Source organism: Sphingobium abikonense NBRC 16140, from assembly GCF_001598335.1.
Lineage (GTDB): Bacteria > Pseudomonadota > Alphaproteobacteria > Sphingomonadales > Sphingomonadaceae > Sphingobium > Sphingobium abikonense.
This window is the reverse complement of sequence record NZ_BCYT01000005.1, coordinates 247,982-274,679: the sequence shown is the minus strand read 5'-3', so window position 1 is coordinate 274,679 and position 26,698 is coordinate 247,982. Positions and strand designations below refer to the sequence as shown.

29 protein-coding genes are annotated in these 26,698 nt (G+C 65.0%); 6 read left to right on the top strand and 23 right to left on the bottom strand.

Annotated features, from left to right (window positions below; all coding sequences use genetic code 11):
• Positions 1-19: 19 nt before the first annotated feature.
• The 11 genes from SAB01S_RS08465 to ectA all read right to left on the bottom strand — a co-directional run bounded on the left by SAB01S_RS08465 (position 20) and on the right by ectA (position 12,193).
• Positions 20-1,009, bottom strand: coding sequence for a DUF2891 domain-containing protein (locus SAB01S_RS08465; protein WP_062732596.1), 990 nt, complete (start codon positions 1,007-1,009; stop codon positions 20-22).
• Positions 1,006-1,944: a DUF979 domain-containing protein gene (locus SAB01S_RS08460; RefSeq protein ID WP_062732659.1), complete on the bottom strand. Its 939-nt coding sequence runs from the start codon at positions 1,942-1,944 to the stop codon at positions 1,006-1,008. Before SAB01S_RS08460 ends, SAB01S_RS08465 begins: the two co-directional genes overlap by 4 nt.
• Positions 1,941-2,618 (bottom strand): DUF969 domain-containing protein, encoded by a 678-nt coding sequence (locus SAB01S_RS08455; protein ID WP_062732595.1) that lies wholly within the window; start codon positions 2,616-2,618, stop codon positions 1,941-1,943. The genes SAB01S_RS08460 and SAB01S_RS08455 overlap by 4 nt, the downstream gene beginning before the upstream one ends.
• Positions 2,619-2,627: 9 nt before the next feature.
• Positions 2,628-4,826 (bottom strand): penicillin acylase family protein, encoded by a 2,199-nt coding sequence (locus tag SAB01S_RS08450; RefSeq protein WP_062732594.1) that lies wholly within the window; start codon positions 4,824-4,826, stop codon positions 2,628-2,630.
• 54 nt (positions 4,827-4,880) lie between these two features.
• Complete coding sequence (locus tag SAB01S_RS08445; RefSeq protein ID WP_062732593.1) at positions 4,881-6,212, bottom strand: MFS transporter; 1,332 nt, start codon at positions 6,210-6,212, stop codon at positions 4,881-4,883.
• Positions 6,209-7,456: an MFS transporter gene (locus SAB01S_RS08440; RefSeq protein ID WP_062732658.1), complete on the bottom strand. Its 1,248-nt coding sequence runs from the start codon at positions 7,454-7,456 to the stop codon at positions 6,209-6,211. Before SAB01S_RS08440 ends, SAB01S_RS08445 begins: the two co-directional genes overlap by 4 nt.
• Before the next feature lie 27 nt (positions 7,457-7,483).
• Positions 7,484-8,932 (bottom strand): aspartate kinase, encoded by a 1,449-nt coding sequence (locus SAB01S_RS08435; protein WP_062732592.1) that lies wholly within the window; start codon positions 8,930-8,932, stop codon positions 7,484-7,486.
• Positions 8,929-9,849: an ectoine hydroxylase gene (gene thpD, locus SAB01S_RS08430; protein WP_062732591.1), complete on the bottom strand. Its 921-nt coding sequence runs from the start codon at positions 9,847-9,849 to the stop codon at positions 8,929-8,931. The genes SAB01S_RS08435 and thpD overlap by 4 nt, the downstream gene beginning before the upstream one ends.
• Positions 9,850-9,944: 95 nt before the next feature.
• Complete coding sequence (locus tag SAB01S_RS08425) at positions 9,945-10,358, bottom strand: ectoine synthase (RefSeq protein ID WP_021226558.1); 414 nt, start codon at positions 10,356-10,358, stop codon at positions 9,945-9,947.
• 14 nt (positions 10,359-10,372) lie between these two features.
• Complete coding sequence (gene ectB / locus SAB01S_RS08420; protein ID WP_062732590.1) at positions 10,373-11,683, bottom strand: diaminobutyrate--2-oxoglutarate transaminase; 1,311 nt, start codon at positions 11,681-11,683, stop codon at positions 10,373-10,375.
• Positions 11,684-11,686: 3 nt separating this feature from the next.
• Positions 11,687-12,193, bottom strand: coding sequence for a diaminobutyrate acetyltransferase (gene ectA / locus SAB01S_RS08415; RefSeq protein ID WP_083951231.1), 507 nt, complete (start codon positions 12,191-12,193; stop codon positions 11,687-11,689).
• Between the two features lie 269 nt (positions 12,194-12,462).
• On the opposite strand from ectA, the gene SAB01S_RS08410 reads away from it, so the two are divergent.
• Positions 12,463-12,963 carry a MarR family winged helix-turn-helix transcriptional regulator gene (locus tag SAB01S_RS08410; protein ID WP_245646427.1) on the top strand — a complete coding sequence of 167 codons (501 nt, stop codon included), beginning with the start codon at positions 12,463-12,465 and terminating at the stop codon, positions 12,961-12,963.
• Positions 12,964-12,994: 31 nt separating this feature from the next.
• Here SAB01S_RS08410 and SAB01S_RS08405 read toward each other — a convergent pair whose 3' ends face one another.
• Together SAB01S_RS08405 and SAB01S_RS08400 are read right to left on the bottom strand one after the other, a co-directional pair.
• Positions 12,995-13,483 carry a DUF421 domain-containing protein gene (locus SAB01S_RS08405; protein ID WP_062732587.1) on the bottom strand — a complete coding sequence of 163 codons (489 nt, stop codon included), beginning with the start codon at positions 13,481-13,483 and terminating at the stop codon, positions 12,995-12,997.
• Positions 13,483-14,031, bottom strand: coding sequence for a hypothetical protein (locus tag SAB01S_RS08400; RefSeq protein ID WP_062732586.1), 549 nt, complete (start codon positions 14,029-14,031; stop codon positions 13,483-13,485). The genes SAB01S_RS08405 and SAB01S_RS08400 overlap by 1 nt, the downstream gene beginning before the upstream one ends.
• Before the next feature lie 236 nt (positions 14,032-14,267).
• Between SAB01S_RS08400 and SAB01S_RS08395 the strand changes: the two genes are divergently transcribed.
• Positions 14,268-14,822: a glycoside hydrolase family 108 protein gene (locus tag SAB01S_RS08395; RefSeq protein ID WP_062732657.1), complete on the top strand. Its 555-nt coding sequence runs from the start codon at positions 14,268-14,270 to the stop codon at positions 14,820-14,822.
• Complete coding sequence (locus SAB01S_RS08390; protein WP_062732585.1) at positions 14,819-15,085, top strand: 3TM-type holin; 267 nt, start codon at positions 14,819-14,821, stop codon at positions 15,083-15,085. Before SAB01S_RS08395 ends, SAB01S_RS08390 begins: the two co-directional genes overlap by 4 nt.
• Before the next feature lie 419 nt (positions 15,086-15,504).
• On the opposite strand, the gene SAB01S_RS08385 is transcribed toward SAB01S_RS08390, so the two are convergent.
• From SAB01S_RS08385 to coxB, 10 genes are all read right to left on the bottom strand, one after another.
• Positions 15,505-16,092: a hypothetical protein gene (locus tag SAB01S_RS08385; protein WP_062732656.1), complete on the bottom strand. Its 588-nt coding sequence runs from the start codon at positions 16,090-16,092 to the stop codon at positions 15,505-15,507.
• 59 nt (positions 16,093-16,151) lie between these two features.
• On the bottom strand, positions 16,152-17,021 hold the full coding sequence (locus SAB01S_RS08380) for an RsmD family RNA methyltransferase (RefSeq protein ID WP_062732584.1): 870 nt from the start codon (positions 17,019-17,021) through the stop codon (positions 16,152-16,154).
• Entirely contained in the window at positions 17,018-18,433 is a 1,416-nt protein-coding gene (gene thrC / locus SAB01S_RS08375; protein WP_062732583.1) for a threonine synthase, read from the bottom strand. Before thrC ends, SAB01S_RS08380 begins: the two co-directional genes overlap by 4 nt.
• A 44-nt stretch (positions 18,434-18,477) precedes the next feature.
• Positions 18,478-19,128 (bottom strand): SURF1 family protein, encoded by a 651-nt coding sequence (locus SAB01S_RS08370; protein WP_062732582.1) that lies wholly within the window; start codon positions 19,126-19,128, stop codon positions 18,478-18,480.
• A 94-nt stretch (positions 19,129-19,222) separates the two neighbouring features.
• Positions 19,223-20,053, bottom strand: coding sequence for a cytochrome c oxidase subunit 3 (locus SAB01S_RS08365; protein WP_021226570.1), 831 nt, complete (start codon positions 20,051-20,053; stop codon positions 19,223-19,225).
• A gap of 35 nt (positions 20,054-20,088) precedes the next feature.
• Positions 20,089-20,664: a cytochrome c oxidase assembly protein gene (locus tag SAB01S_RS08360; RefSeq protein ID WP_062732581.1), complete on the bottom strand. Its 576-nt coding sequence runs from the start codon at positions 20,662-20,664 to the stop codon at positions 20,089-20,091.
• Positions 20,664-20,801: a cytochrome c oxidase system small membrane protein gene (locus SAB01S_RS18610; protein WP_009822907.1), complete on the bottom strand. Its 138-nt coding sequence runs from the start codon at positions 20,799-20,801 to the stop codon at positions 20,664-20,666. The genes SAB01S_RS08360 and SAB01S_RS18610 overlap by 1 nt, the downstream gene beginning before the upstream one ends.
• Positions 20,798-21,718 (bottom strand): heme o synthase, encoded by a 921-nt coding sequence (locus SAB01S_RS08355; RefSeq protein WP_062732580.1) that lies wholly within the window; start codon positions 21,716-21,718, stop codon positions 20,798-20,800. Before SAB01S_RS08355 ends, SAB01S_RS18610 begins: the two co-directional genes overlap by 4 nt.
• 99 nt (positions 21,719-21,817) lie before the next feature.
• On the bottom strand, positions 21,818-23,488 hold the full coding sequence (ctaD, locus tag SAB01S_RS08350) for a cytochrome c oxidase subunit I (protein ID WP_009822909.1): 1,671 nt from the start codon (positions 23,486-23,488) through the stop codon (positions 21,818-21,820).
• A 13-nt stretch (positions 23,489-23,501) separates the two neighbouring features.
• Positions 23,502-24,569 carry a cytochrome c oxidase subunit II gene (coxB, locus tag SAB01S_RS08345; protein WP_062732579.1) on the bottom strand — a complete coding sequence of 356 codons (1,068 nt, stop codon included), beginning with the start codon at positions 24,567-24,569 and terminating at the stop codon, positions 23,502-23,504.
• Positions 24,570-24,852: 283 nt separating this feature from the next.
• On the opposite strand from coxB, the gene pyrE reads away from it, so the two are divergent.
• The 3 genes from pyrE to acpS all read left to right on the top strand — a co-directional run bounded on the left by pyrE (position 24,853) and on the right by acpS (position 26,678).
• Positions 24,853-25,434, top strand: coding sequence for an orotate phosphoribosyltransferase (gene pyrE / locus SAB01S_RS08340; RefSeq protein ID WP_021226574.1), 582 nt, complete (start codon positions 24,853-24,855; stop codon positions 25,432-25,434).
• Positions 25,435-25,438: 4 nt separating this feature from the next.
• Complete coding sequence (locus tag SAB01S_RS08335; protein WP_062732578.1) at positions 25,439-26,167, top strand: pyridoxine 5'-phosphate synthase; 729 nt, start codon at positions 25,439-25,441, stop codon at positions 26,165-26,167.
• 109 nt (positions 26,168-26,276) lie between these two features.
• Positions 26,277-26,678, top strand: coding sequence for a holo-ACP synthase (gene acpS, locus SAB01S_RS08330; RefSeq protein WP_062732577.1), 402 nt, complete (start codon positions 26,277-26,279; stop codon positions 26,676-26,678).
• Positions 26,679-26,698 lie beyond the last annotated feature (20 nt).

Here is a 26,698-nt window from a genome sequence, read left to right as displayed (position 1 = left end):
CTGCCCCCCTCCCCCGCTGTCATTCCAGCGCCAGCAGCGCGAAGGTGGCGAGCCAGTGTTCGCCCATATAGTCGCCCGCGACATGAGGCAGGCTGGCGTCGAGATGGACGCGCGCGGCCTGCTGCGCCAAGACATGGACCGGATCATGTTCGCCCAGGGCCGCAGCGATGCCGCGCCAGCACCAGGCGCGGCTGAGATTGAGGCCGTCGAGATGCGCGATCTTGCCATCGCTGCGATCCGACACGGTGGCGGGAGTGAAGAGCGTCGCCGGCTCGCGGTCCGTAACGTCCGGCAGGAAGGCGTGGAACCAGGCGGCGAAATCCGGCCGGTGCATCAGGCGGCTCATCAACAAGGCTTCGCAGAGGGCCGGTGAGAGGAATTCGTCGCCGCCCGGTTCCCAGGCCTGGCAGGCGCGGTCCTGCGCGAACCAGTCCAGCGCGCGGTCGTCGATCAGGGCGGCGAGCGCGTCGTCCCGCCCCTGCGCCCAGTCCCGCGCGAGGATGAGGGCGAAGGCGATGTTGAAATGGGTGCCGACGCGCAGCGGATAGGTGAGTTTGGGCAGGAAGGCGTGGAAGCGGGCGGCAAAATCGCGCGCCAGCGGCTCAAGCGCCGCCGCCCAAGGCGCATCGTGGCGCGCGAGTTCCGCGTGCAATGCCAGCGCCCACGCCCAGCCATAAGGGCGTTCGAACCCGGCGCTCATCGGGCGGGCGAGATAGGCGCGTTCGCCCGCGACATTGGCGGGCGTGAGCATCGCGTCGGCGCGCGCGCGGATGGCGGGCGCCTGCGCCATGTCGGGATAGAGCCGCATCAGCCGCATCACCTGCCACCAGCCATGGACGCAGCTGTGCCAGTCGAAACTGCCGTGGAAGATCGGGTGATGCGCGCGTGGGGGCCGGGCGTCCTGCGGCCCGGTCAGCACCAGATCCATCTTGAAGGGATATTCGCGGCCGAGATGCGACAGGGTGAGGCCGGCGAAGCGGCTGGCGATATCAGGGGTGAGCAGGGTCATGGGAAGGCGAGCCAGTAAATGAGGAGGATGTTGACGACGAGCAGCGGGACGGCGGTACCGACCTGCCGCTTGATGACGCCATGCTTGTCCCTGAGGTCGAGCAGGGCGGCGGGCACGAGGTTGAAGTTCGCGGCCATTGGCGTCATCAACGTGCCGCAGAAGCCCGCCAGCATGCCGATGGCGCAGACGACCGCCGGGTCGCCATCATAGGTGCGGATGAGCAGCGGCAGGCCGATGGCGGCGGTCATCACCGGGAAGGCGGCAAAGGCGTTGCCCATCACCATGGTGAAGAGCGCCATGCCAAGGCCATAGGCGATGACCGCGCCCAGGAGGCTGCCCTGCGGGATCGCCATGCTGACGATCTGGCCGACGACATCCCCCACGCCCGCCAGCGCGAACACCGCGCCCAGGCTGGCGAGCATTTGCGGCAGGATGGCGGCCCAGCCGACCGAATCCATCAGCCGCCGCCCCTGCTGGAGCGGTTCGAGCGGCGACGCGCGCAGCCAGAGGCAGCCGACCACCGAGGCGATCAGCACGCCCAGCGCCAGGGCGATCAACGTTGCCTGCTTGCCATCGACCCAGTCGGGGGCTTGCTTGAAGACGAAGGTGCCGATGAGCGCGGTCGCGGGGATGATGAGCGCGATGACGAACAGGCGGTTGCCCATGCGATCGGCCCGGTCGCGGCGCAGGGCGTCGGGCAGCGCGGACTGCCCCCGCCCCATGCCGCCCAGCCCCGCCAGCGCGACGAGGCCCAGCAGCAGGACGCCATTGCCAAGATCGCCCAGCCTGTCGCCGCCCCACATGCTGAGCGCCAGCAAGGCCCAGAAGGCCGACGTGGTCCAGCGGCGCGGATTGGTGCGGTCGCCAGCGCCGAGCAGGGCGAAAGCGGCGAACATCGCGCCCGCGACGGCATAGACCCAGTGCAGGGTGATCATGCCGGGTCCTCCGGCGCGCTGCGCCTCAGCCGGCGGTCGAGACGCCATAGGCGGAAGCCGTGGATCAGGAAGGCGGCAATGGCGGTCGGGATCGCCCAGACCGACAAATGCAGCGGCTCCAGGCTGATGCCATATTGTTCCAGCAGCCCCTTGATGAGCAGGATCGAGCCGATGGCGAGGAAGATATCCTCACCAAAAAACAAGCCGATATTGTCAGTCGCCGCGGCCCAGGCCTTTACCTCTTCCCGGCGGTCGTCGTCCAGTGTGCCCGCCTGCGCCTCCGCGGCTGCTTCGGCGATCGGCGCGACCAATGGGCGCACGGTCTGGGCATGGCCGGCGACCGATGTGAGCCCGACGGCCGCCAGCCCCTGGCGCAGCAACATATAGCCGGTGAGGAACTGTCCCACGGTCGCGCCGCGCATCTTGGCGATCAGGCCGCGCGCGCGTTCCTGCAAGCCATAGGCTTCGAGCAGGCCGACGACCGGCAGCACGATCCAGATGATGCTGACATAGCGCGCTTCGTTGAACGCCTTGCCGAAGGCGGCGAGGATGGTGAGCAGGTCGAGGCCCGCCGCGATGCCAGTGACGATCGCCGAGGCAAGGATCACCAGCAGCGGATGGAAGCGCAGCAGGAAACCTGCGACGATGATGGCGATGCCGAGCAGGACCCACATTACAGGCGCCTATTGCCCAGGCCGGTAGCGGCGTTCGACATGGCCGGCGAGTTCATCGGGATGGAAATAGACCGGGCGCAGCATGCCGCGCGCATAGAGCGCGGACTGGTCGTTGAAATGGGGCGAGGCGGGATTGCCGCTCTCGCCGCCGACGCTGACCGCCCTGGCATGGACGCGATCGCCAAATTCGACGGCGGCGATGAAGCTGTTGCCGCTGGTGCCATACCATTTGCGCGTGCCGGGATAGGCGCGCGCGCCGAAGGAGGCGAGCGAGCCCCAGCGCGCCGAGCTGAAGGGCACGGCAATGCTGGGCGCGGCATCGCTGAAATCCTGGGTGATGGCGCCGGTAAGCCGCTGCAACCGGTTGATGTCGCCCCAGGGTGTGCGCCAGTTGCCGAAATCGCGATCCAGCCGCCGCACCACGCCCGCCAGCAGGGTCAGTTGCACATCAGGGGATGCGGCGGCCATGCGATCATAGAGGGTGCGCGGCGCCCCCTGACTATGGTCCAGCGTCCATTGGCGCAGATCCTCCGCCCAGTGCGCCGCAAGACTGTTGGGCACAGAGGTCAGGCCCCAGCGATAATCCCAGTCGCGCAGCATGGCGATCGGCTGCGCCAACAATGCCTTGCGCGCATCCGTGTCGGGCAGAGTGTCCCAGGCCTGCAGGAGCGGCGGCAGGAACCGCGCGAAGGCGGGCTGATAGCTGTCGAACGCCGCCGCCCGGAGCGAGTCGAGCGTAAAGTCCCGCCCGGCCGACAGCAGCATGACCGCATGCTCGCCGCGCGGATTTTCGCCTATCATGTCCATGTAACGCGGGAAGTCGGCGGCCTTCTGGCTGTCCCTGCCCGCCGCCGACCACGGACCATTATTGGTGTTCTGAATCCAGCCGCCCGCCGGGTTGCGCAGGGCCGGCAATGCGTCGAGCGGGGTCAGCCCCTTCCAGTCGGTGGCGGGATCGCTGCCGTCCACTGGCCGGGTATAATCGAAACGGTCATCGCGCAGCGGCACGAATTGCGGGTGCAGATAAGCGATGGTGCCATTGGCGTCGGCGAAGATGGTGTTGTTGGACGAATTGGCCTGACGCGTCGCCACCTTGACGAAGGCGGCGTAATCGTGCGCCTTCGTCCGCAAAAAGGATTGCTCCAGCGCGGGGATGGGCTTGTCCATCATGGCGAAGGCAACCCATTTGCCGTCCTGATCCCCGATGATCGGGCCATGATGGGTGCGATAGACGGTAAAGCCGCGGTCGGCACGGCCGCCGTCTGCCGTGCGATAGGCGATGGTGACGGTGGAGGCGCGGACCGGGCGCTGCTCCGCGCCATAGCGGTAGGTCAGCGTGCCGTCCGGCCGGCGCGTCACGGTTTCGAGAAATTCGTCGACCGCATCGACGGTGCTGGAGGTGTGCATCCATCCGGCGGTGGGATTGAACCCCTGATAGATGAAGAATTGCCCCCAGGTCGCCGCGCCATAGGCATTGAGCCCTTCGTCGCTGGTCATTTGCAGTTCGGAGCGGAAGAAGAAGCTGGTGTGGGGATTGATCCATAGCAGGGCATGGCCGCTGGCGCTTTTGCCCGGCGCGATGGCGAAGCCGTTGGAGCCGCGCGGTTCGGGGTCGGGATCGGCCATGGCGATCGGACGCCCGTCGGGCGCGCCGTAAAAGGCCTTGAGCCGGTCGAGCGGGATGCGTTCGATATCGCCGCCAATGCTGCCTTCGGTGAAACTGAGCGCCATCCAGGGCTCAAAGCGGGTGATGACGCGCGGCTTTACCTGGCCATGAGTGGCGAGATAATAGTTCAGCCCATCGGCCCAGGCGTCCATCAAAGCGCGCAACCAGGCGGGGCTGGCCGCATAATCGGCGCGTAGCTTTTGCGGGTCCATGTAGAGGCGCGCGCGCAGATCCTGCCAGATCGCGTCCTCGCCCTCCGCCTCCGCCATGCGGCCGAGCGCGGTCAGATAGTTGGTTTCGATCCGGTTGAAGTCATCTTCGGCCTGAGCATAGATCATGCCGAATACGGCGTCGGCATCGCTGCGGCCATGGACATGGGCAATGCCCCAGTCATCGCGCTGAATGGTGACGCGCGCCGCCTGCGCCTGCCAGCGCGCGCTGTCGCCCTGCGCCCTGGGCGGCTGGGCGGCGGGCTGGGCGGCGGCGGGCTGGGCAACCAGCAGGGCGGGCAGGATGCAGGCGAGCGACAATGTGATGTTCATGGCCGCCAGCTAACCCGCTTCGCAGCCCCCTGTCATCCTTTTTGCCTATGCGCGTCAGTGTCGCGCGAACGGGTCGTCGCGCAGGGACTTGCCCGCCGTTTCGGGCATGTAGCGCAAGGCGACAAGGCCGACGAGGCAGGCCGCCATCATCAGAAAGGCGGGCATGAGTTCGTTGCCGGTCCAGGAGATGAGCCCGCTGCCGATCGCGGGCGCGGTGCCGCCGAACAACGAGGTGGAAACATTATAGGCGATGGCAAAGCCGGCGAAACGCACCGACGTCGGGAACAGCGCGGGGAAGGTGGCGGAAATGGTCGCGAGTTGCGGCACATAGCAGAGGCCGAGCAGCACGAAGCCGATGATCGCGCCCACAAGCCCGGTCGCCATCAGCAGGTAGAGCGGCACCACCCCGACAAGCAGGCTGAGCAGCGACACGCGCCACATCGCCCGTCGCCCCACGCGGTCGGACAGATGCCCGGCAAAGGGCAGGAAGAGCATCATGAACATCATGCCGATGATCGGCACCACCAATGCTTCGTCGGTGGTGAGGCCGATGCGCCGCTGAAGATAGGTCGGCATGTAGCTGAGCAGCGTATAGTTGACGACATTGAGCGCCACCACGAGGCCACCCACGACCAGCATCGGCCGCCAATGGCGTTCCAGCAACTGGCCAAGGCTGGGGCTTTCCGCCTTTCCGCTGGCCTGCCCATCCTCGCGGAAGATCGGCGTATCCTCCATGCGGGCGCGCAGATACATGCCGATCAGGCCCATGGGCGCGGCGACCAGGAAGGGGATGCGCCAGCCCCATGCATGCATGGCCGCGTCGCCCAGCAGCAGCGAAAAGCCGAGCATCAGCAACGCGCCGAAGGAAAAGCCCGCCAGCGTGCCGAATTCCAGGAAGCTGCCGTAAAAGCCGCGCCGGTCATCGGGCGCATATTCGGCCATGAAGGTCGCCGCGCCGCCATATTCGCCGCCCGTGGAGAAACCCTGCACCATGCGCAGCAGGATGAGCAGCGCCGGCGCCCAGAAACCGATGCTGGCATAAGAGGGGATCAGCCCGACCGCCAGCGTCGCGCCCGACATCATCAATATGGTGAGCGCGAGCACGGATTTGCGCCCCATGCGATCGCCCAGCGGCCCCCAGAAGAGGCCGCCGAGCGGACGTACGAGGAAGGAAATGGCGAAGGTGGCGAGCGCGAACAAGACTGCGTCATCCACCTCGCCGGGGAACAGCGCCGCGGAGATATAGGTCACGCCATAGGCATAGATGCCATAGTCGAACCATTCGGTGGCATTGCCGAGCGCCGAGGCCGCGATCGCGCGGCGCAGCGTTGCCTGATCGACAGACCCGGCCGCACCGGGAGGCGCGGCGATGGTGGTTGCGGTCATGTCGTCTCTCCATCGGGCAGATGATCTGCGGTATTGGGGTCAAGCAGCGAGGCCATCGGGGTCGTGCGCGGCACGATCTGGAAATCCTGCTGTTCGGGCGCGGGCACCGGATCGGAGGACAATTGACGCCACAGGCCAAAGCCAAGCGTCGTGCCGGCGCATAGGGCGATGAACAGGAAGAGGCCGCTGGCACCCGCCAGCGTCATCATCGCCGCCGCACCCATCGGCCCCAGCGCCGCGCCGACCGAATAGAGCAGCACCAGCCGCCCGCTCGCCGCGACCCGTTCGGACGCGAGCAGCCGGTCGTTGCTGTGCGCGACGCAGAGCGGGTAGAGGGCAAAGCTTAGCCCGCCAAAGGCTGCGCCCAGCACCAGCAGCGGCAGGCCGCCCCGGCTGAGCGTCGAGAGGGCGATGCTGACCGCCAGGGTCGCGGCGAAGCTCCAGACGATCACAGCGCGCCGATCATAGCGATCCGACAGGCGGCCGAGCGGCCATTGCATCGCGACGCCGCCCAGAATGACGATCATCATGAAGCTGGCGGTCGCGCCCAGATTAAGGCCGAGGCGGCGGACATGGACGGCCGCCAGCCCGTAAAAGGCCCCCAGCATCAGTCCGGTCGTCACCGCGCCGATGACGCCCAGCGGCGACGCGGCGAAGAGCGAGCGCAGCGAAAAGGCCGTCGCCTCCTGCGGCGCGGGCGCGCTCGACCGGGTGAGGCAGAGCGGAATGATGGCGAGCGAAATGAGGATCGAGGCGATCTGGAAGGGAATGGCGGGCAGCGTCCCGCTCGCGCCCAGCAGCAACTGGCCGACCGCCTGGCCGGAATAGAGCGCGACCATATAGGCGGCCAGGATGCTGCCGCGGGTTTCTACATCGGCCCGGTCGTTGAGCCAGCTTTCCAGGCAGATGAACACACCCGCGACGCAGACGCCATCGATTAGCCGCAATGCGGTCCACAGCAAGGGGTGATCGAGCAGCACATAGGACAAGGTGCTAGCCGACAGCAGCGCGACGAAGGCGGCGAAGGCGCGGATATGCCCGACCTGCCGCACGATGCCGCCGGCGCGCAGGCCCCCCACCACCAACCCGCCGAAATAGGCGGTGGCGACCGCGCCGATCGCCATGGTGCCAGCGCCCGCGCGCTCCAGTCGCAGGCTGATGAGGGTCGACAAAAAGCCGCTGCCCGCCATCAGCATGAAGATGGCGAGCAGCAGGCTTTGAACGGGACGGATCGCAGCTATCATCTGGAGGCGCCCGACGGCGCGCGACACTCAGGCCGCGCGCCGGCCCTCCGCTGCTACCGGTTCGTCATTATCCTCCACCAGCGCGCGGTGGAGCGCGGCGACGGCGGCGTCATATTGGCGCACATCGACGACGAACTGGACATCCACGTTGCGGATCTGATGCTGCATCGCGATCACGTTGATATCGGCCTGCGCCAACGCCTTGAGCGCATCGGGCATCAGGCCGGGGCGGGAAATGTCGCTGCCGATGACGGAGACGATCGCCACCGGATGGGCGGAGATGGACGCGTCAGGATAACGATCCTGCAAGTCGCCGATCACCCGCTTCACCTTGACCGCGTCGGCGGAAAGATAATGGGTGATGGTGTTGGCGTTGGACGCCTTGCTGACGATCCAGATGCCATGGCGGGTCAGCACGTCCAGGATGGCGGCGTCATAGCCCTTCACCCCGACCATGTCCTGTTCGAAGAATTGCAACGCCTGCGCGGTGCGGATGCCGGTGACGATTTCGACGCGGGGCGTGTCGGACACATAGTCGCCGCAGATGAGCGTGCCGCCATCTTCCCGGTCGAAGGTGTTGCGGACCCGCAGCGGAATGTCGGTCTGGCGCAGGCCGCGCCCGGCGCCGGGATGGATCGCCTCCATGCCCAGGTTTGCGAGTTGGTCGGCCACATCATAGTTGGTGCGGCCGATCTTGCGCGCCTTGTCGGTGCCGACAAGCTTGGGGTCGGCGCTCGACAGATGAAATTCCTTGTGGATGATCGCCTCGCGCGCCTGCGTCAGCACAGCAATGCGGGAAAAGGTCATTTCGGAATAGCCACGCTGATAGCGGCGGACCATGCCCTCGCTGCACCCGGCATAGCCGGTGACGATCGGCAGGGTGGTGGCAAGGTCGATGGGCGCGAACGCCTGTTCGATCCGTTCGTCGAGGCCGCGCATATCCTGCTGATCCCACAATGTCAGATCGACGAAGCAGGCGTTGACGCCGCGATCGCGCAGCAGCAATGCGGTCGAATGGGCGCTATGCGCTTCGCCAAGCCCGGCAAGCAGTTCGCGCACCGTGATCAGCTGTTCCTTGACACAGAAACGGCCATGGCTGCGCAGGCGGGCCAGATCGTCGAGGCAGGCGGCAACCGCGTCGATGCGCGCGTCGACAAAGCCATTGGCTTCGGCAAGGCTTTCGGCGCGCGCGAACATATCGGCATTGCGCGCATGCATGGCGTCGCGCACGGTTTCGATCGCATCGCGCCAGCCATCGGCGCCATCGTCGGCGACGAACCGGGCATAAACGCCCGGCTCGCCCGACTTCTTATGTTCCAGCAGCAGGTCGGTCATGCCGGCATAGGCCGACACGACGAAGATGCGGTTATAGAGGTCCGCGTCCTTGCGCCCCGCGATCAGGACATTGTCGAACAGCACGCCGGTCGCCGCCATGGACGTGCCGCCGACTTTTTCCACACTATGTTGGCCGCTCATGCCAGCGCCTCCTCCATCAATAGACCTGTCCTGGGCGTGATGGCCGCAGGCTCTCCGCGCGCGGCGATGAACTCGGGGCGCGGCTTGTCGACGCCGAAGGGCGCGACGAGGCGATTGCTGACAGCGTTATAGACCATGAAGGCGTTGGCGCGGGGGAAGGGCGTGATATTGCCGTTCGACCCGTGCATGGTGTTGCAGTCGAAGATGACGACCGAACCGGGCTTTCCGGTCGGGGCAACGATGCCATGCTTGTGCGCCAGTTCGGCCAGGCTGTCTTCGTCGGGCACGCCATATTCCTGCTTCTTCAGGGACTGGCGATAATGATCGTCGGGCGTTTCGCCGATGCAGGTGAGGAACGCCTTGTGGCTGCCCGGGATCAGCATCAACGGGCCGTTATCGGGCGTGTTTTCCGCCAGCAGCACCGACATGGACAAAGCGCGCATGCGCGGCATGCCGTCTTCCACATGCCAGGTTTCAAAATCGCTGTGCCAGAAAAATTCCTTGCCGGTGAAGCCGGGCTTATAGTTGAGGCGCGACTGGTGGATATAGACGCGGTCGCCCAGCAGGAATTGCGCGACGCCGGCCAGGCGGCTGTCGGCGGCAAGGCGGCCGATCACATCGCTCTGCGCATGGATTTTGAAGATCGAGCGGACTTCCTTGCCGCCTGGTTCGGTGATGACGGTTTCATCTTCCAGCGCCTGCGGATCGGCCAGCAGCTTGCCGGCCTCGCGCTGAAGGAAGGTGACTTCTGCGTCGGAGAAAATATCCTCCAGAACCAGGAAGCCGTCGCGGTCGAAGCGTTCGGTTTGTTCGCGGCTGAGCGGCGCGCCTTCGCTCCATTCGCTATGCACGACAAGATCGAGGCGCGGCATAAATTCCGCCACATCGGCGTGGCGGGACGGGTAGACGTCTTGCATGGGACTTCCCCCTTTTTTTGGTGATGTGAGATTTCAAGAAGGCGCCAGGCCTTTCGTCCGGTCTCGCTACGAACGAAAGGCCGTCGCACCGCCGGTCATTCGGCGAATGCGGGTTCCTTCACCTGCTCCGTATCGGCGGGATAGGCGCCGCTTTCGTCATGTACTTCCTTGCCCGTGACCGGGGGATTGAAGACGCAGGCGCACAAAATGTCGGTTTCGGGCCGGACGATATGCTTGTCATGCTTGTCGAGCGCATACATGACGCCCGGCGCCAACTGATGCGTCACGCCTTCGCCCAGATCCTCGATCGTGCCGGTGCCCTTGAGCACCAGGACCGATTCCAGATGGTTCTGATAATGCATGTGCAGTTCCTCGCCCGCGTACATGGTCGTCACGTGGAAGGAAAAGCCCATATTGTCGTCCTTCAGCTGAAGGCGGGCGCTTTCCCAGCCCTTGGACTTGATGTTGCGGTCGGACTTGCGGATGTCCTGAAGCTTGCGGATGAACATGGCTTTTGTCTCCTTTATTCTGCGGCGACGCCATAGGTGACGGTCAGGGCGGAACGGACGGCTTCCTCCAATATGTCGAGACCCGCCGAAAGGACGGCGTCGTCGATCACGAGGGGCGCCAGCACCTTGACGATTTCGTCATGCGCGCCGCTGGTTTCGATGATGAGCCCCTGCGCGAAGCAGGCGGCGGTGATGGTTCCGGCGACCTCGCCGGACCCGACGTCGATGCCGCGCATCATGCCGCGGCCGCGGGTCGAAAGGCCGTGCTCTGCGGCCATCGCGTCGAGCCGCCGTTCCAGCAACGCGCCGCGACGGGCGATATCCTGTTGAAAGGCGTCGTTGCTCCAGAAATGGCGCAGCGCGGCGGTGGCGGTGACGAAGGCGTGGTTATTGCCCCGGAAAGTCCCGTTATGTTCGCCCGGCGACCACTGGTCGAGTTCCGGGCGGAACAGCGTTAGGGCAAAGGGCAGGCCCATGCCCGACAGCGATTTGGCCAGCGTGACGATGTCCGGGGTGAAGCCCATGCCTTCGAAGCTGAAGAAACTGCCGGTGCGGCCGACGCCCGCCTGAATATCATCGACGATCAGCAGCGCACCGTGACGCTTGGCGATTTCGGCGATCTTGCGCAGCCAGGCCGGCGAGGCGGCATTGAGGCCGCCTTCGCCCTGCACGGTTTCCACCAGAATGGCGGCGGGGGCATCCAGGCCGCTCGACGGATCAGACAGGCGGCGTTCCAGCAATTCGGCGGTATCCACGTCCGGACCGTGATAGCCGTCATAAGGTTCATGACTGACATGGTTGAGCGGCACGCCCGCGCCGCCCCGCTTGGCGGCGTTGCCGGTGCAGGCGAGCGCACCCAGCGTCATGCCGTGGAAGCCGTTGGTGAAGGCGATCACCAGTTCGCGCCCGGTGATCTTTCGTGCCAGCTTGATCGCGGCTTCGACAGCGTTGGTGCCGGTCGGGCCAGTAAACATGGCGCGATAATCCAGGCCGCGCGGCTGAAGGATCACCTCTTCGAATGTTTCGAGAAAGGCTTCCTTGGCGTCGGTATGGAGGTCAAGGCCGTGGGTCACCCCGTCATTGGCGATATAGTCCATCAGCGCGGTCTTGAGCACCGGATGATTATGGCCATAGTTCAGCGTCGAGCAGCCCGACAGGAAGTCGAGATAGCGACCGCCCTGGGTGTCGTGCATCCATACATCCTGCGCCTTGTTGAACTGGCGGGGCATCGAGCGGGCATAGCTGCGCACGCCCGATTCGCGGCGTTCGTAAATGGCGCGGTCGGGAATGGACGAGGTCGGTTTGGGAAGAAGGGTCGTGGTCATGGCTCAAATGTCCTCCTGTTGGGGCAGCCCCTTTGGGGTCAGCGGACCGATGCGCGCCTGCCATTCAGTGGCATGGGCACCGGCGAAATGGGCTTCGCGTTCGAAACGGGCGGTCTTTTCCAGCGGCGCGCCCCACTTGCGGGCCAGCCCCTGAAACAGCGCCCATGACGCGTCATTGTCGTCCGTGATGGTCGTCGTGAGATGGGTGACGCCATCCTGTTCCGGCCGGGCCAGCAGCGCACTGATCATGCGACTGGCAAGGCGCTGGCCGCGCGCGGCGGATGACACGGCGACCTGCCAGACGAAGAAATTGTCGCGGGCGGCGGGCGGACGATAGCCCGATACCCATCCGACCACCGCGCCGTCGCGTGTCGCAACGATGCAGCTGTCGGCGAAATCGGTGCATTGCAGCAGATTGCAATAGGCCGAATTGGGATCGAGCGGCGGGCAAGCCGCGATCAGCGCGCTGATGGCCGGTCCGTCCGTGCCGACGGGCTTGCGGAAACTGATGTCCTGCCCCGTGCCCGGATCAGGGCGCGCAGAAGCCCGTGGCGGCAGAGCCGCTGTAGCTTGGGTGTCGAAGATTGTTCATCTCCCGAATTATTTTCTAGGCGAAGGACTCGATGCCTTCTCGATACGGCACGGAATATGCCATTTTTGACGAATTTTTCAACCCCGCCGTTGAAATTTTATTTTGCAGAGCGAAGTATTTTGGCCGGCCCAAAAAGGAGCGAAGACAATGTTGGTGGCCATGCTTTGGTTCCGCTATGGAGCCAAATATGCATGCTGATATCGCCACCCAGACCCTGCGCGCGCTCCGCCGGATCATGCGCGCTACCGAGATTGGCAGCCGACAGTTGGCGGCGGCCACCGGCCTGACGCCTTCGCAATTGCTGGTGCTACGCGAGATTGATGCGCGCGATGCAGCGACGCCGGGCGCCATCGCCCATGCGCTGCATTTCAGCCAGGCTACGATCACCACGATCGTCGACCGGCTGGTCGCGCTCAACTATGTCCAGCGCCAGCGCAGCGAACGCGACAAGCGCCAGTCGCATCTGCGTATCCTGCCCGATGGGGTGGCGGCGCTCGCCGATGCGCCCGACCCGTTGCAGATGAAGTTCACAGACGGGTTCGGCAGATTGGAGCCCTGGGAACAGGCGATGATCCTGGCGTCCGTCGAACGGCTGTCGTCTTTGATGGGCGCGCAGGACATCGACGCCGCGCCGCTGCTGGACAGCGGACTGATCGACCGGTCAGAACCGGTATGGCAGGTCGATTGAAGCCGAACGAGCCGATGGCCGATGGCGGGGCTCATACCGGATCATCGTCATCTTCCTGCTTGCTGTCGGTGTCGCCGCCCCGTTCACGTCGGATGAAGCTGATCTTGCCATTGGGTTCCAATATGCCCCAGGCGACATCACGCATATGCGCGATACCTGCCAACCGCATTTCGATTTCCAGTTCCGCCCCGGTGATTCGGTCACGGCGCATATTGGCCTGAACGATGACGCCGTTACGAATAAGCACGCGCGGCACACCTTCGAGCACCCGTTCGGCGCGGGGCGACAAATAGGTGAGCCAGCTCAAGGCCAGCGCCCAGAAGGCGATCGTGCCGATCGCCAGCGCCGCCCCGGTCACGCTGAAATCATTGTGCGTGACGCCCTGCTGCACCAGATCACCCATGACGATGAGGAGCACCAGTTCGAACGGCGTCACCTGACTCAGTTCCCGCTTCCCCAGCAGCCGCAGCAACAGATACATGATGAAGAACATCACGGTAGCACGCAGGATGATGTCCATCAGGGGAGAACCTTCATCGTCACCGGCATGGAGACCAGCCTGCGCTCTCCATCCAGTATCGTGATATCGCCCCGGTTCCCGATCAGCAGCGACGGATTAATTTGCCCATCGACCTTGAATTGGAACGTGTCGCCTGCGTCGAGGCGGGCGAAGGTGAAGCGTTGCGCGCCGTCGCTATAGCTTTCCTCGCTGGCGGCCGGGATCATGGTGTTGATCGTCATCTGTCGCCATAGCGGGTCGGAGATGGCAATGACGAGTTGACCAATTGGCCGGCGCGCTCGCACTTCGACCAGCGTTTCGAAGAACATACCGTTACGAATTACGACGGGCGCCTTGACGGTAAGTCTGGCATCGGTCGAGTCGACCCGGCGCGTCATGTCGGGCTTGCCGCCAAACAGACCCGCAAGGCCCGCGAGCAAAATCGCGCCAAGGAAAAGCGGCGGCAGCGGATTTGCAGCGCGGCTGCCGCCAAAATTGCGGAGGCTGATGCCGTCGGGAAATTCGCCGGCCGGCACGGCACGAGCCAGGGCTTCGGGGTCAGACGTCATATCGCGGTCGTCTTTCCGCAATGGGGACTTGGCCATGTTCCCCCAATGACCTGTACATCATTCCATACCTTTCATGCCAATCAGCAGAAACCGAAGCCCACGCCTTCCGTTCCGGTGGGCTAATGCGCCATCCAGGCGGACAAATGAAGGACATGGAGCGTCAATCCAATTTCGGCTGTCCTACAGATAACCATATGGGATAAATGCTCCACCTCATTGCGAAGCAGGAGGCCCCCATGGACGTGCAGGATTTGATTGACGAGGTGATCGCGCGTGAAGGCGGCTATAGCGATCATCCGGCGGACCGGGGTGGCGCCACCAATATGGGCATCACGCAAGCGGTCGCGCGCGACAATGGCTATTTTGGCGCGATGCAGGCGCTGCCGCGCGCCACGGCGGAAGCGCTCTATCGCCGCCTGTACTGGGAGGAGCCCGGCTATGCCTTCGTGGCGGAACTGTCCTGGCCGGTGGCGGCCGAATTGTTCGACGCCGCCGTCAATATGGGCCCGCCGACCGCAACGGGATTTTTGCAGCGCGCGCTCAACGCCCTTAATCGCAACCAGAAGGATTATCCCGACATCAAGGTCGATCGCCTTCTGGGCGGGCGCACGCTCGCCGCGCTGCGGGCGTTTCGCGCGCTGCGCGGGCCGTCGGGGGACATCGTGCTGCTGAAGGCGATGGAGGCGCTGCAAGGTGAACGCTATATCACGCTCGCCGAAAGCCGTCCGGCCAATGAGGCGTTTCTGTACGGGTGGCTCGCCAACCGGATCGGTTCGGGCGCACGGTCATGAGCGATGCGGGAGAGGTCGAGCCGGACGTCTGGACGCGGCGGGCGCGCCCGGCTTTTCTGTACGTCATCTATGCGCTGCTGCTCTGGTCCATTCCCATGGGGCTGATCGCAGGGATCGACCCGGACATGGCCGCCGCGATCACGGCGGGGATGCGTGCTTATCTCAACGCGCTGCCCGAACCGCTCTATGCGCTATTTGGGACGGGGTATCTGGGCTACACCGCCGCGCGCGCCTGGGGGAAGGCCAGGGGCAGCGAGCGGTGACGCCCAGAACGTAAAAATGAGAGGGGCCGCCGGGCGACATAATCCCCGACGGCCCATCATTGACATGGTCAGCGGCCAGAAGCGCCGCCCAGTGGGAAATGGTGAATCGCGCTCTATCAGGGGAGGAGCGGCCTGTATGTCGGCCTACGCAAGGCTCCGGAATCACCCCGACATCGCCGACGCTTGCGCGTCGATCAGCGGCGCATTCCCCGAATGGACTTGACCGACCCCATTGCTGAACCATGAGACATCGGATCACCTCCTTTCGCTATGTTGAGCCCGTGTGGCCGCCGCAAGAGCATGTCTGCATCCGTCCACAAGACGGAATGTGAATCAGACGAAGGCGATCTTCAAGCCTTGTATTATTCTTTTTTGGAATCATACTTGTGCGTCCGCGTCGGGGCGGCACAGATCCCGCGTCAGGCGCGGCAATCCTCCACCACCCGCGCGATTTCCGCCCAGGCCGGCATGACCAGAGGCGCAAGGCCTGGCGCGTCGACGGCGATCTTGCCACGGCTATAGGCCATTTGGTCCAGAACGGCGTCGCTGGCCGCGCGCGCGGCCACCAGCGCCGGTTGCGCGCCGCCCTGCGCGGTGGCGGGCCAACTGACCGCGCCATAGCTGGTGCGGATCACCATCGCGTTCTGCCCTGCGCCATAGCGCGTCAGGACGACGCGCTGGCTTGCCAGATCACAGCGGAGCGTCAGCAGCGGCTGGGCCGACGGACCGAACCGCGCGATGCTGCCGCCCTGTTCGGCGCGATAGCTCCAACTGCCCGGCGTCAGCGGGCGATCGGCCCAGGCGGTCGAGGCGGCAACCGGCGTTGCGGGCGCGGGCGTTGCGACGGGCGTGGGTGTGGGGGCTGGCGCGGGAGCCGGCCGGGGTGCGGGCGCCGGGCGGGCGCGGGCGGCACGCGAGGGCGCTGGCGCAGAGGCGGGCGGGCCGACGCACGACGCGAGCAGCACCAGAAGGGACGAAGCGGTGGTAAAGGTCAGGGGCAAGCGCATGCCCTGCGTCATGCCGGACCGGGCGGGACGGCTCAACCCGAAAAGGACCGATGGAGCGATCAGCGCCGCCAGCGCGCCCAGATGGCGGTCGGCAGCAGCAGGCCGCGCTGTTCCTCGCGCACGGCCAGTTCGCCCGCTTCCACCGTGCCGGGCAGGTCGGCGAACGCCTGGCGCAGCAATTCACCGATCGCCAGCGCCGACATGCGCACAGCATAGACGGTCAGAAACAGGAAGCGGCTGTCAGCGTCCAGCAGAGCGCGGCAATTGGCGATGAGCGCGGGCAGATCCTCCTCCAGCCGCCATATCTCGCCATCAGGGCCACGGCCATATTTGGGCGGGTCCAGCAGGATGCCGTCATAGCGGCGGCCGCGCCGGACTTCGCGGGCGACGAACTTGGCCGCGTCCTCGACGATCCAGCGGACCGGCCGATCCTCCATCCCCGACAGCGCGGCATTGGCGCGCGCCTGCGCCACCGATTTCTTCGAGGCATCGACATGCACCATCCGCGCGCCGCCGGCCGACAGGGCCAGCGTGCCGACGCCGGTATAGCCGAACAGGTTCATGACCTCGGCATCGGGCTTGTCGGCGATCGCGCCGCGCAGATCCTCCCACACCGGCGCCATGTCGGGGAAAAATCCCAAATGGCGAAAGGGCGTGCAGCTCGACTGGAACGTCACTTCGTTCCAGTGCAGCGGCCAGCCATCGGCGGGCACGGGCTGCTCATAATACCAGCGGCCGCCGCCATCCTCATCCGATCCGGGAATGAATTCGCCGTCCGCGCGCCAGTCGTCGCTGGCGGGCTGCCACATCGCCTGCGGTTCGGGGCGGATGAAGCGAAAGCGGCCATAGCGTTCGAGCTTCCGGCCGTTGCCCGAATCGATCAGGCCATAGTCCGACCAGGGTTCGCCGATGAGGGTGGTGAGGTTCAAGCGGGACCGGCTCCGTGCCGCGGCGTCGCGCGTTCGGCGACATAGGCGGTGATGGCCTCGAACGTCGCGGGCAGGCGATCATAGCGTTCCTCCCGCGCGAACAGGTCGCCCACGCGCGCGGGCAGCGGCGGACGCAGGCCGGTCGCCCGTTCCACCGCATCGGGAAATTTGGCGGCATGGGCGGTCGCCAGCGTCACCACAGGTATGTCGGGGGCCAGCTCCGCGTCCCGCGCGGCGGCAAGGCCGACCGCGCTGTGCGGGTCGATCACATGGCCCGCCGCGTCATAGGCCCAGCGCATCGCCATGGTCATGGCGTCGGCATCGATCCGCGCCGACGACAAGAGCCGCGCCGCGCCGTCGCGCTGCGCATTGGTAAGGCGCATGGCGCGGCTCGTTTCAAAGCCGCGCATCTGGTCAGCCAGCGCCGCGCCATCGCGGCCGCCCGCGTCAAACAGCAGCCGCTCGAAATTGGAGCTGATCTGAATGTCCATGCTGGGCGTGGCGGTGGGCACGACCTGACCTTGACTATAGTCACCCTCCCCCAGCGCGCGATGCAGAATGTCGTTCACATTGGTCGCGACGATCAGCTTTGCCACTGGCAGGCCCATTTGCGCCGCGACATAGCCGGCAAAGACATCACCGAAATTGCCGGTGGGGACGGAAAAGGCCACGGAGCGTTCGGGCGCGCCCAGCCGCACGGCAGCGTAGAAATAATAGACGATTTGCGCCATCAGTCGCGCCCAGTTGATGCTGTTCACCGCCGACAGGTTGAAGCGGCTCTTGAAATCCGCATCGTTGAACATCGCCTTCACCAGCGCCTGCGCATCGTCGAAGCTGCCGGAGATCGCGATATTATGGACGTTGGGCGCGCGCACCGTGGTCATTTGCCGACGCTGCACGTCGGACACGCGACCATCGGGATGGAGCATGAAGATATCGATCTTGGCCCGTCCCGCCACCGCGTCGATCGCCGCCGACCCGGTATCGCCCGAGGTCGCGCCGACGATGGTCAGATGATCGTCCCGGCGCGAGAGGAATCGTTCGAACAGATGGCCGAGCAATTGCAGCGCCACGTCCTTGAACGCGAGCGTGGGGCCGTGGAAGAGTTCCAGCATCCAGTGCCGGTGGTCCATCTGCACCAGCGGCGTCACCGCCTGATGGCTGAAGCGACCATAGGCGGCCGTGCACAGCTCCCGCAGTTCGTCCTCGCCAAGCGATCCGGCGACGAACGGGGTCATCACCTGAACGGCGGTATCGACATAGGAGAGGCCTGCCAGGGCGCGAATCTGATCGGCGGTGAAGGCCGGCCACTGCGTGGGCAGATAGAGACCGCCATCCGACGCCAGCCCGGCCAGCGTCACATCCTCAAACCCGAGCGCGGGCGCGCTCCCCCTGGTGCTCTGATATTGCATGATGGCTATGCGCGGTAGCGGCAGCGAGCGCGGGGAGCAAGCGTTTAGGCGGGCTTCCCGGTGCCGCGCCGGCGCAGGGCCAGCCCATAGATCAGCATGGCGAGCGCCGCGAAGATGAACCACTGCACGGCATAGGCCAGATGATTGTTGGGAAGGTCGGCAGCGCTGGGCGGCGCGAGCGGCTTGAGACCGGGCGGGGCGGACCGGGCGATCAGCATCGGACGGAGCGGCGGTGCCTTCCCGCCAATGCGGCTCAGCAGGGCGCGATGGTCCGGCTCCTGGCTGATCCAGCCGGCAACCTGCCCGCCGGGCCAGTCCGGCCTCTGGTCCGGCTTTTGCCCGACACCGACCGCGACGAGGACACCCGGCCCCTCCGCACCGGTGGCGCACTCAGCAATATGGCGATAGCCGGTGCTGCCATCAGCGGCCCGGCCAGCCTCCACGCGCCAATCGACGACGCGCAGACAATGGACGGACGATGGCCGGAATAGTAGATCAGGCGCGACCGGCGGCAGCATGGGAAAGGCGACAGAAGGGCGCTGCGGATTGGCCTGCGCCAGAGCGATTGCGTCCCGCTTTTCCGCACGGCGATCCAGTTGCCAGAGGCCCAGCCCGATCATCGTCAGAACGGCGAGGATGACCAGCAGCGTAGGCAGGATCGGGATTCGCATGGAAGGGTGAGACGGTCCGGTCATGCAGGATGCTTACCCAATAGCTGCCGATAGAGAAACGGCCGGCGTGGAAAGCGCCGGCCGTCGATCCCGATTATGATATCGTCCGTGTGCCGGTTCAGCCGCCATGGACCGGTGCGCCCCAGCCGCCCCAGACATAGATGGCGACGAAGAGGAACAGCCAGACGACGTCGACAAAGTGCCAGTACCAGGCCGCCGCTTCGAAGCCGAAATGCTGGCGCGGGGTGAAATGCCCCTGATAGGCGCGGACCAGATTGACGATCAGGAAGATCGTGCCGACCAGGACGTGGAAACCGTGGAAGCCGGTCGCCATGTAGAAGGCCGAGCTGTAGGGATTGCCGCCGAAGCCGAAGGGCGCGTGCATATATTCATAGGCCTGGATGCTGCTGAACAGCGCGCCCAGGATGATCGTGCACCACAGCCCCTTGATCAGGCCGTCGCGGTCGCCATGGATCAGGCTGTGATGCGCCCAGGTGACTGTCGTGCCCGAACAGAGCAGGATGAGCGTATTGAGCAAGGGCAGCTCAAACGCGTTCATCACCTCGATATCCTTGGACGGAAAGAGGCCGTCGATCGGCGGCAAGAGGCTGGGGAAGAGCGCGAAGTCGAAAAAGGCCCAGAACCAGCCGACGAAGAACATGACTTCGGATGCAATGAACAGGATCATGCCGTAGCGAAGATGCAGCTGCACCACCGGGGTATGATCGCCCGCATGCGCCTCGTTGATGACATTGCCCCACCAGCTGAACATGGTGAACAGCACGCCGGCAAGGCCGATCAGGAAGACCCAGCCGCCGCCCGGCCCCATGGCATCGGGATGCATCCACATGATCGCGCCCAGCGCCATCACCAGCGCCGACATCGAGCCGAAGAACGGCCAGATGCTGGGCGGAAGAATGTGGTAATCGTGATTCTTGGCGCCTGCCATGCGTATCTTCCCCGTTTCCTGTTCTATGCCGGACCTTAGCCCGCCTTTTGCCCCTGCTCAACAGGGTAGAAAGTGTAGCTCAGCGTAATCTCTTGCGTATCCTTATTGTCGGGATCCGCCAATATCTTGGGATCGACATAATAAAGCACCGGCATCCGCACTTCCTGCCCCGGCTGCAATGTCTGCTGCGTGAAGCAGAAACATTCGATCTTCGTGAAATAGGCGCCGGCCTGGGTCGGCGTGACGTTGAAGCTGGCGGTGCCGGTGACCGGTCGATCCGACATATTCCTGGCGACGAAAATGGCCATCGACTTGGCGCCCACGGTCACGGTCTGCGTCGGGCGTTCGGGATGGAATTGCCAGGGCATTCCGGGCTGAACATTCGAATCGAACCGGATCGAGAGCGTGTGGCCGGTGGCCTGCTGCACATCCACGCCGGCGTCGGCGCGCTGCGTCGTGCCATTGAAGCCGGTCTGCTGGCAGAAGATACGATAGAGCGGAACCGAGGCGAAGCCGAGCGCCAGCATTGCGAGGCCGACGCCGATCATGGCGATGAAGGTCCGCCGGTTGCGCCGGGCGCGATCAAAGGGCGAGGGCGGAAGCGTAGCCATCAGATCGCGTCGCTCGCGCCGATCTTCGCCAGCGTGATGGCAAAGAACAAGATGACGAGAAAGCCGAGCAACAGGCCCGTCACGATCGACCGCGACTTTTGCCGGGCGCGCACCAGATCCTGCTCTTCGGGCGTCATGCCAGCAGCCAGCGGTCGACGACCACCGCTCCGAACAGGAGGAAGAGGTAGAGGATCGAATATTTGAACAGTCGCTTTTCCGGCTTCATGCGCGCGGGATCGCTTTCGCGCCGGCGATAGACCTGAAAGGCGAACAGCGCGAACAGCGCCGTGCCCAGCAGCGACGTCGTGCCGTAGATGACGCCGGTGAGGTTCAGCAGAACGGGCGCGAGCGCCGCGACCGCCATGATGGCGGTGTAGAACCAGATATGCCGCCGGGTCGCGACCTCACCCGATACGACGGGCAGCATGGGGATGCCGGCGGCGGCATAATCGGTCTTCACAAATAAGGCGAGCGCCCAGAAATGGGGCGGCGTCCAGAAGAAGATCAGCATGAAAAGAGCGATAGGCAGCGCACTGACATCGCCGGTCACGGCCGCCCAGCCGATCACGGGCGGGAAGGCGCCGGCCGCGCCGCCAATGACGATATTCTGCGCCGTCCGGGGCTTGAGCCAGATGGTGTAGACGAAGACGTAGAAGAGGATCGAGACGGCCAGAACGGCGCTCGCCAGCCAGTTGGTCGCCATGCCCATCAGGATGACGGAAAAGAAGGAGAGGCCGACGCCAAAGTGCAGCGCCGACTGCCGGTCCATGCGGCCGGCGGGCAGCGGACGGGACGCGGTGCGCTTCATCTTGGCGTCGATGTCCGCTTCCCACCATTGGTTGAGCGAGGCGGCCGCGCCCGCGCCGAGCGCGATGCAGAGGATGGCGGTGAAGGCGAGGACCGGGTGGATATGGCCGGGCGCGGTCAACAGACCGCACAGGCCCGTGAACACGACCAGCGTCATGACGCGCGGCTTCGTCAACGCAACGAAGTCACGCCAATGAGCCGGCAGGACGGGCGCGTGAACCCCGGTCAATATAGGCGAACTGGCCATAATCTCCTCAAGCGATCAGCGCGCGCCTATACACCCGCACGCCGATGTCGCGCAAATGGACGGAAGGTCCTAGACCCCCGTCCATTGCGGTGCCGTCCGTCAGTCGACGACGGGCAGCGTTTCGAACTGGTGGAAGGGCGGCGGGCTGGTCAACGTCCATTCCAGCGTCGTCGCGCCTTCGCCCCACGGATTGCCTTCCGCCTTCTTGCCGGCCGCAAGCGACCAGATCAGGTTGACGAAGAAGATCAGCATGCCCGCCGCCATGATTTCATAGCCATGGCTGGCGATGCCGTTCCAATAGGCAAAGGCTTCGGGATAATCGGGATAGCGGCGCGGCATACCCGACAGGCCCAGGAAATGCATGGGGAAGAACAACAGGTTCACGCCGGCGAAGAAGACCCAGAAATGGAGCTGGCCGAGGAACTCGTTATACATCTTGCCCGACATTTTCGGGAACCAGTAGTAGAAGCCGGCGAACAGGCCGAACACGGCGCCCAGCGAGAGCACATAGTGGAAGTGCGCCACGACATAATAGGTGTCGTGCAGCACGTCATCGACGCCGCCATTGGCGAGGACCACACCGGTGACGCCGCCCACGGTGAAGAGGAAGATGAAGCCCAGCGCCCAGACCATCGGTGTCTTGAAGCTGATCGACCCGCCCCAGATGGTGGCGATCCACGAGAAGATCTTGATGCCGGTGGGCACCGCGATGACCATGGTGGCGGCGGTGAAATACATCTTCACATTCACCGACATGCCGGTGGTGAACATATGGTGCGCCCACACGACGAAGCCGACGACGCCGATCGCGACCATGGCATAGGCCATGCCGAGATAGCCGAAGACGGGCTTGCGGCTGAAGGTCGAGACGATCTGGCTGATGATGCCGAAGCCCGGCAGGATCATGATGTAGACTTCGGGGTGGCCGAAGAACCAGAAGAGGTGCTGGTAGAGTTCGGGATCGCCGCCGCCGGCCGCATCATAGAAGGTTGTGCCAAAGTTGCGGTCAGTCAGCAGCATCGTGATCGCGGCAGCCAGAACCGGCAGCGCCAGCAGCAGAAGGAAGGCGGTGACGAGCACCGACCAGACGAACAGCGGCATTTTGTGCAGGGTCATGCCCGGCGCGCGCATGTTGAGAATGGTGGTGATGAAGTTGATCGCGCCCAGGATCGAGCTTGCGCCCGCGATATGAAGCGACAGGATCGCCATGTCGACGGCAGGCCCTGCCGACCCGCTGGTCGAGAGTGGCGCATAGACTGTCCAGCCCGTGCCCGCGCCATTGCCGGTGCCGCCCGGCACGAAGGTCGAGCCGAGAAGCAGCGCGAAGGCGGGGATGAGCAGCCAGAAGCTGATATTGTTCATCCGCGGGAAGGCCATGTCGGGTGCGCCGATCATGATCGGCACGAACCAGTTGCCAAAGCCGCCGATCATCGCGGGCATCACCATGAAGAAGACCATGATAAGGCCGTGCGCGGTGATGAGCACGTTCCAAAGATGATAGGCCTGGTCCAGCGTCGCCGACGGCCCGTCGCTGAAGCGCGCCCAGGTCTGGAGATACTGGATGCCAGGCTCCGCCAGTTCGGCGCGCATCAGGCCCGAAATCGCGCCGCCGATGATGCCGGCGATGATCGCGAAGATCAGATAGAGGGTGCCGATGTCCTTGTGGTTGGTGGACATGAACCAGCGCTGGAAGAAGGCTGGCTTGTGATCGGCGTCATGATCATGCCCATGGGCGTGATCGCCATGATGATCTGCGGTAATGGTGGTCATGGCCTTGCCCCTCTCAAAGCGTCGTCGTGCCGGCGTCGCTGGCCGGCGGTCCGGGCAGTGCGCTGCCCTGTTGCGGTCCCATCTGGCCGGCTGGAGCGGCGGTGCCGCCCTTCAACGTGCCGCCCTGCGAGAGGACCCACTGGTCGAACTGCGCCGGCGGCAGCGCTTCGATCGCGATCGGCATGAAGGCATGGCGCGCGCCGCACAGTTCGGAACATTGCCCGTAATAGACGCCGGGCTTGTCGATGGTGAAGCTCTTTTCATTCAGTCGGCCGGGGACGGCGTCCATCTTCACCCAGAGCGAGGGCACGGCAAAGCTGTGAATGACGTCCGCGCCAGTGATGATCAGCTTGATCGGGCGGCCGACCGGCAGCACCAGCCGATTGTCGGGCGCCAGCAGATATGGCTCGCCATTGGCCTTCGCCTTGTCTTCGGGCAGCATGTTCGACACGAATTCGGGAATGCCCGCGTCGGGATATTCATAGCCCCAATACCATTGATAGCCCGTCACCTTGACCGTGAGCGCATCCTTGGGCGCGGGGCGATACTGGTCGGCGAGCAGGCCGATCGAGGGCACCGCGATCGCCAGCAGGATAAGCACGGGAACCACCGTCCAGACGACTTCAATCACGGTATTGTGCGATGTCTTGGACGGCACCGGATTGGCGGCGCGACGATAGCGCCACATCACATAGAGCATCAACACCAGCACGAAGATCGAGATGATGGTGATGATCGGCACCAGCATGACGTCGTGCAGCCAGCGGGCGGTCCTGCCGGTATCGGTAAACTGTTCCTGCAGCGTGATTTCGCCCGGACGCGGCATGCCGATGCCTTCGGTCGGCTTCATGCGCGGCGGGGCCGCCACCTTGGCCGCAGGCGCGGCGGCGCTGACATTGGCGACATTGGCGTCGGCCGAATCGGCGGGCGCGCCGGGATCGGAGGATTTGGGATCGGCATCGACCGGCGTGGCGGCAACCGATGCGGCCGCTTCATTCTGCGCAAGCGCCTGGCCATTCATCGCCATCGCCGGCGCAAAGGCCAGCAGACCAGCGAGAATGAACGATTTCACCTTCATCATAGCGTCTTCGTACCCCTAACCCCTTGGCGCCGCTGCAACGAAAACGCATCCATTCTGCCGTCCTCGCCCGTTCGGTCTGAGGCGGCTTATAGGGATGCTTTCCCGCCGCCTCAAGCACAGATGGAGCAGATTTTCTTCGCTGTTGCAACGCATCCCCGGCCCGCCTATCTCGCTGCTTCGCGCACAGGGGCGCGGCATGGCGGCGCGCGGGCGCGCGGCGATGGGATGAAGGCGGCCCGGCCACCGAGAGGGAGCCAGCCGCGCGACAGGATTTGAATGCGACATGACTGACGAGGACGTATTGGCGGAATTCCGGGCGGCGGGCGCGCTGCTGGAGGGGCATTTCATTCTGTCGTCGGGTCGTCGCAGCGCCAATTATCTGCAATGCGCGCGGGTGCTGATGAACGCCGAGCGCGCCGGCAAGCTGGCCCGCGCCACGGTGCAGAAACTGCCCCGCGAAGTGCGGCAGGAGATCGACCTGGTGGTGTCGCCGGCCATGGGCGGACTCATCATCGGCCATGAAGTCGGCCGCGCGCTGGACCGGGACGCCATTTTCCTGGAGCGGCCGGAAGGGACGTTCGAACTGCGCCGGGGCTTTGCCATCACGCCGGGGCAGAAGATATTGATGGTCGAGGATGTCGTAACCACCGGCCTGTCGTCACGCCAGGCGATCGAGGCGGTGGAGGCCGAGGGCGGCATCGTGATCGGGGAGGTGGCGCTGGTCGACAGGTCGGCGGGCGAGGTCGATCTGGGCGTGCCCTTCTACCCGCTCGTGTCGATCAATTTCCCGGTCTATGACGCGGACGCCCTGCCGCCCGAACTGGAGGCCATCCCAGCGACCAAGCCCGGCAGCCGGAAGCAATAGGCCCATGCCCATGCCGCTGCGCCTCGGGGTCAATATCGACCATGTCGCGACCATCCGCAACGCGCGGGGCGGGGCGCATCCCGATCCGGTGAAAGCCGCGCTGCTGGCCGTGAAGGCGGGCGCGGACGGCATCACCGCCCATCTGCGCGAGGACCGCCGTCACATCCGCGACGAGGATATCGCCATGCTGATGGCGGCGCTGGACGTGCCGCTGAACCTGGAAATGGCAGCGACGCAGGAAATGCTGGAGATCGCGCTGCGCCACAAGCCGCACGCCGCCTGCATCGTGCCGGAAAAGCGCGAGGAACGCACGACCGAGGGCGGGCTGGATGCGGCGGGACAATATGAGGCGCTGGCGCCGATCGTCGAGAAGATGGGCGAGGCCGGTATTCGCGTGAGCCTGTTCATCGAGGCGGACGCCGCGCAGATCGACGCGGCCATTCAGCTTGGCGCGCCCGTCGTCGAGTTTCACACCGGCGCCTATGCCCATCTTGACGGCGCGGCGCGCGCGGGCGAACTGCGCCGCATCGCTGACGCCGCGGCGCTGGCCGCCAAGAACGGGATCGAGCCGCATGCCGGCCATGGCCTGACCTTCGACAATGTCGGCCCGGTCGCCGCCATCCCGCAGATCGCCGAGCTCAATATCGGCCATTTCCTGATCGGCGAGGCGATTTTCGGCGGGCTGGAAGGCAGCATCCGCGAAATGCGGCGGCAGATGGACCTGGCGCGGTGACCAGCGCATGTTGTCATTCCAGCAAAAGCAGGGATCGCAGGCCTCAAAAATTAAACCTGGAGGCACGAGACCCCAGCCTTCGCTGGGGTGACGGCCTGGGGGGGCCGTCATGATCATCGGTCTCGGCTCCGATCTCTGCAATATCGAACGGATCCAGAATTCGCTCGACCGCTTCGGGGATCGCTTCATCCAGCGCGTCTTTACGCCGGTCGAGCAGTCCAAGGCGGCGCGGCGGCCGCTGACCCGCGCGGGTACGCTGGCCAAGCGGTTCGCGGCCAAGGAAGCCTTTTCCAAGGCGGTGGGCACCGGGTTCAAGGCGGGCGTGTTCATGAAGGATATCGGCGTCGTCAACGCGCCATCCGGCGCGCCGACGCTTGCGTTGACCGGCGGCGCGCTCGCGCGGCTGGAATCGATGGTGCCGCCGGGCTATAGGCCGGTCATTCACCTGACGCTCACGGACGATCATCCATGGGCCCAGGCCTTCGTCATCATCGAGGCGCTGCCTTCGTGACCCTTCCCCCCGCCGACCGC

Coding starts and splice junctions, on each gene's coding strand:
- SAB01S_RS08440 (WP_062732658.1), bottom strand. CDS start 7,456: ATGATAGCTGCGATCCGTCCCGTTCAAAGCCTGCTGCTCGCCATCTTC.
- SAB01S_RS08355 (WP_062732580.1), bottom strand. CDS start 21,718: ATGGCCAGTTCGCCTATATTGACCGGGGTTCACGCGCCCGTCCTGCCG.
- thpD (WP_062732591.1), bottom strand. CDS start 9,849: ATGCAAGACGTCTACCCGTCCCGCCACGCCGATGTGGCGGAATTTATG.
- SAB01S_RS08335 (WP_062732578.1), top strand. CDS start 25,439: ATGCCCATGCCGCTGCGCCTCGGGGTCAATATCGACCATGTCGCGACC.
- SAB01S_RS08400 (WP_062732586.1), bottom strand. CDS start 14,031: ATGACGTCTGACCCCGAAGCCCTGGCTCGTGCCGTGCCGGCCGGCGAA.
- SAB01S_RS08360 (WP_062732581.1), bottom strand. CDS start 20,664: ATGGCTACGCTTCCGCCCTCGCCCTTTGATCGCGCCCGGCGCAACCGG.
- SAB01S_RS08425 (WP_021226558.1), bottom strand. CDS start 10,358: ATGTTCATCCGCAAGCTTCAGGACATCCGCAAGTCCGACCGCAACATC.
- ctaD (WP_009822909.1), bottom strand. CDS start 23,488: ATGACCACCATTACCGCAGATCATCATGGCGATCACGCCCATGGGCAT.
- SAB01S_RS08465 (WP_062732596.1), bottom strand. CDS start 1,009: ATGACCCTGCTCACCCCTGATATCGCCAGCCGCTTCGCCGGCCTCACC.
- SAB01S_RS08385 (WP_062732656.1), bottom strand. CDS start 16,092: ATGCGCTTGCCCCTGACCTTTACCACCGCTTCGTCCCTTCTGGTGCTG.
- SAB01S_RS08395 (WP_062732657.1), top strand. CDS start 14,268: ATGGACGTGCAGGATTTGATTGACGAGGTGATCGCGCGTGAAGGCGGC.
- ectB (WP_062732590.1), bottom strand. CDS start 11,683: ATGACCACGACCCTTCTTCCCAAACCGACCTCGTCCATTCCCGACCGC.
- SAB01S_RS08455 (WP_062732595.1), bottom strand. CDS start 2,618: ATGTGGGTCCTGCTCGGCATCGCCATCATCGTCGCAGGTTTCCTGCTG.
- SAB01S_RS08405 (WP_062732587.1), bottom strand. CDS start 13,483: ATGGACATCATCCTGCGTGCTACCGTGATGTTCTTCATCATGTATCTG.
- SAB01S_RS18610 (WP_009822907.1), bottom strand. CDS start 20,801: ATGACGCCCGAAGAGCAGGATCTGGTGCGCGCCCGGCAAAAGTCGCGG.
- pyrE (WP_021226574.1), top strand. CDS start 24,853: ATGACTGACGAGGACGTATTGGCGGAATTCCGGGCGGCGGGCGCGCTG.
- SAB01S_RS08450 (WP_062732594.1), bottom strand. CDS start 4,826: ATGAACATCACATTGTCGCTCGCCTGCATCCTGCCCGCCCTGCTGGTT.
- SAB01S_RS08435 (WP_062732592.1), bottom strand. CDS start 8,932: ATGAGCGGCCAACATAGTGTGGAAAAAGTCGGCGGCACGTCCATGGCG.
- SAB01S_RS08370 (WP_062732582.1), bottom strand. CDS start 19,128: ATGACCGGACCGTCTCACCCTTCCATGCGAATCCCGATCCTGCCTACG.
- SAB01S_RS08410 (WP_245646427.1), top strand. CDS start 12,463: ATGCATGCTGATATCGCCACCCAGACCCTGCGCGCGCTCCGCCGGATC.
- thrC (WP_062732583.1), bottom strand. CDS start 18,433: ATGCAATATCAGAGCACCAGGGGGAGCGCGCCCGCGCTCGGGTTTGAG.
- SAB01S_RS08365 (WP_021226570.1), bottom strand. CDS start 20,053: ATGGCAGGCGCCAAGAATCACGATTACCACATTCTTCCGCCCAGCATC.
- SAB01S_RS08390 (WP_062732585.1), top strand. CDS start 14,819: ATGAGCGATGCGGGAGAGGTCGAGCCGGACGTCTGGACGCGGCGGGCG.
- SAB01S_RS08445 (WP_062732593.1), bottom strand. CDS start 6,212: ATGACCGCAACCACCATCGCCGCGCCTCCCGGTGCGGCCGGGTCTGTC.
- coxB (WP_062732579.1), bottom strand. CDS start 24,569: ATGATGAAGGTGAAATCGTTCATTCTCGCTGGTCTGCTGGCCTTTGCG.
- SAB01S_RS08460 (WP_062732659.1), bottom strand. CDS start 1,944: ATGATCACCCTGCACTGGGTCTATGCCGTCGCGGGCGCGATGTTCGCC.
- acpS (WP_062732577.1), top strand. CDS start 26,277: ATGATCATCGGTCTCGGCTCCGATCTCTGCAATATCGAACGGATCCAG.